Annotated in this window: 2 protein-coding genes and 2 pseudogenes; all 4 read left to right on the top strand. The window is 69.8% G+C overall.

Going from position 1 to position 3309, the window contains the following annotated elements:
* Window positions 1-538: pseudogene (locus H3V53_RS42560) on the top strand (NfrA family protein); the annotation flags it as partial.
* A complete protein-coding gene (locus tag H3V53_RS42555) occupies window positions 529-1236 on the top strand; it encodes an NfrA family protein (RefSeq protein ID WP_336602950.1) in 708 nt (235 codons plus the stop codon). The pseudogene H3V53_RS42560 and the gene H3V53_RS42555, both read left to right, overlap by 10 nt.
* A 13-nt stretch (window positions 1237-1249) precedes the next feature.
* Window positions 1250-1963 (top strand): alginate O-acetyltransferase AlgF, encoded by a 714-nt coding sequence (locus H3V53_RS42550; protein WP_336602949.1) that lies wholly within the window; start codon window positions 1250-1252, stop codon window positions 1961-1963.
* Window positions 1964-2074: 111 nt separating this feature from the next.
* A pseudogene (locus tag H3V53_RS42545) lies at window positions 2075-3144 on the top strand (alginate O-acetyltransferase AlgX-related protein).
* Window positions 3145-3309 lie beyond the last annotated feature (165 nt).

Here is a 3309-nt window from a genome sequence, read left to right as displayed (position 1 = left end):
CGCCGACGCCGGCTTCGCGGCGGCGCGCGCGTCGGCGACGGCGGCTGCCGCCAACGACGCGAAAGGCGCCGTCGGCTACGCGCGCGAGGCCGTGAAAGCCGCGCCTGACGATCCGCAGCATCGCGTCGAACTGATCAACGCGCTCAGCACGGCAGGCGACGAGCCCGGCGCGACGCGCGAGGCGCGCTCGCTCGTGCGCGCCGGCATGCTCGACGCGATGCCCGACATGACGGCCGCCTACATCGCGCAGCGCGCGGGCGACAACCGGCTCGCGTACCAGCGTTTCCAGGCGGCCGACAAGGCCGGGATGTTGCCAGCGTCGGCGAACGCCGACGCTGGCTACGCCGCCGCCGCCGCGCATCACAACCGTGAAGCCGCGCGGTACTTCGAGCGCGCGATCGACGCGAGCGCGAAGCCCACTAAAGACAACCCCAACGACAACCCCGGCGGCAACCCGCCCGCCACGCCCGCGCAGCTCAACGAAATGCGCAAGCGCGACGCCGAAGCGAGCGCAACTGGGGCTTCGACGTGTCGCTGAACTATCGCGGCGCGGGGCTGCAGCCGGGCTATGCGACTTCGGCGACGCCGGGCACGTCGAACAACTGGCAGGCGGGCGCGGAAGCGTACTGGCGGCCGTTCGGCAGTCTCGGCGACCGCATGTTCGAGCTGTACGCGCGCGGCTATGAGAGCTTCGGCGTGAAGAACGGCAGCGCATCGGGCGCCTCGACGCTGCAGACGGCCGTCGGCGCGCGCGCCAAGCCGTTCTCGCAGTTCGACGCGATCGTCGCGTTCGAGCGGATCATCGCGATCGGCTCGAACGCCAATCCCGACTGGCTCGCGCGGCTCGCATATTCGGGCGGCTTCGGCACCGAGCGGCGCATCGACGTGCCGTCGTGGTGGACCTTGCAGGCGTACGCGGAAACGGGTGCCTATCTGAATGCGGGCAACGTCTACGGCACCACCAACCTCGAACTGGGCCGCACGTTCCGCATGGACCGCTACAGCCCGAAGTGGACGGTGTTTCCGTATGCCGTGATCGGCGCGGACTACGACTCGAACGTCGATCACAGCATTCCCGTCGGCGCGGGCGTCGGGATTTCCACGCGCTACTGGTTGCGCGACAGCCGTTACGACTCGCCGCGCTCGTACGTGGACGTGTCGGTGCAGTACCGCTTGAAGATCACGGGCGACGATCGCGCGCGCGGCGTGTTCTTCGGCGCGATCTACTCGTATTGAACCGGGATCACACATGAAAAGAATCAGCATCATCGGCACGCGCACGAGGGCCGCGATGACGGCCTTATGGGTAGCCGCGACGGCGGCGACAGCAGCAACGGCGCACGCGGCGGCCGGCGACGTCGCGAGCCTGTACGGCCCGCAGCCTCCCGACGACGCGGCGTATCTGCGCGTGATCAACGTATCGGCGCAGCCCGCGCGCGTCGCGCTGTCGGGCAGCGAAGCGCCGCAGACGCTTGCGCCGGGGGTGGCCACGCGTTTTAGCGTGCTCACGCCGGACACGCCCGCGCGCGTCACCGTCGACGGCAAGGTGCTCGCCGATGCAGCGGGCGACGTCCACGCGGGCGATGCCGTCACCGTGTCGCTCGCGCGCGACGCGAAAGGCTGGCACGCGACGCGCGTCGCGGGCCGCTACGGACGCATCGACGGCCTGAAGGCGACGCTGCGCGCGTTCAACTTCGTGCCCGGCTGCAGCGCGAAGATCAGCGTGGACGGCGCGGGGCCGACGGTCTTTGCGCAGCTGACGAGCGGCGCGCAGGACGCGCGCGCGATCAATCCCGTCAGCGCGAAGCTGGTCGGGCAGTGCGGCACGGCGGCCAGCGCGCCGTTGCCGCTGCCCTCGCTCGCGGCGGGCGACAGCTACACGCTGTTCGTCTACGGCGATGCCGGCAAGCCGGTGTTGAGCGGGGTGCGCGATGCGCTCGCGTGGCCGCCCGCCGTGCATTGATGGCCGGGGTCCATCTTGCTGCGCGCGCGTCACGACGCTGGCGACGAAAGCGACGTCGCTTTGCAATCGTCGGCGCGACGCGCGGCCGACCCATCGATAACCGCTGCTGGAATGCCAAGGACATTTGCCACGGACATGACCGACGCTCGCAATTCCCTTGATCCCTTTGATTTCCTCATGCAGCCCGACGTGTCACGTGCGAGCGTCGACGGCGCCCGCCGCCGTCTGTTGCTCGCGCTCGTGGCCGCGCCGCTTGCGTCGCTCGCACTCGCGCCGCGCGGCGCGCGTGCCGCCGCGGCGACGAGCGTCATCGAAGGCCGCAACCTGTGGCTCTATCCGGGCTGGGAAAGCCTCAGCGACGACGCCACGCCCGCCTGTCTGAAAGCGCTCGACCTGATCCGCCGCACCACGGAGCAGTTCGACGCGCGCGGCATCCGCAGCGTGATTGCAATCGCGCCGCTGAAGGCGCGCTCGTGTGCCGAGAATCTGCCCGAAGGCACGGCGCTGTCGGCTGCCGTGACGGCGCGTTTCGCCGCGATGCAGTCGCATGCGCGGCAACTCGGCCTGGCACTGGTCGATTCGCCGGCTGCCATCGCCGCCGTCGGTGCGTCGCAGGAAAAGTACATTCGCGCCGACTATCACTGGAGCGGTCATTCGTCGGAGGCGGTGGCGCAGCGCGCGGCCGAACTCGTCGCGGCTGCGGGGCCGCTGAAGGGCGAGGCGGGCGCGGCGCGCGCCTGGGCAAATGGAACGAAGAGGTCCGCTACGGCGACCTTGCGGCGCTGCTGCCGCCCGAGCGTAAGAAGGAAGTGGGCAAGGATCATTTCATCGTGCGCACGGCGGCGGCCGCGCAAGGGCTCGTCGACGGCGGGCCGCCCGTCGTGCAGGTGGTCGGCAACAGCATGGTGCAGCCGTATCTCGGCTTTCCGCAGAAGCTGTCGAACGTGCTCGACCGGCCCGTCGGCCTGACGTGGACGTTCGGCGACACGGGCCCGTGGAAGACGCTGCTCAACTATCTCGAATCGCCTGCGTTCAAGGCCAACCCGCCGCAGGCGCTCGTCTGGCAGTTCAACGAAGGGCAGATGATGAATCTGCCGGGCGCGGCGGGGCAATGGGAGGCCGCGTCGCTGATGTCCGACGACGCATTCCTCGCGCGTGTCGCGAAGGCGCTGCAGGCATGAGCGAGACGGTGGGAGACGTCGCGCCGCGCACGGAGGGTGTGCGGGCTGAGGTGCGGCCCGATGTGCGTCAGTATGTGCAGCCCCATGCCGAACCCGATACGCAGCCCGATACGCAGCCCGATACGCAGCCCGATACGCAGCCCGATACGCAGCCGACTACGACAG

The sequence above is a fragment of the Paraburkholderia bengalensis genome, from assembly GCF_037126505.1.
Classification (GTDB): domain Bacteria; phylum Pseudomonadota; class Gammaproteobacteria; order Burkholderiales; family Burkholderiaceae; genus Paraburkholderia; species Paraburkholderia bengalensis.
The sequence above is the reverse complement of the archived record's forward strand: the minus strand, read 5'-3'. Positions and strand labels throughout refer to the sequence as shown.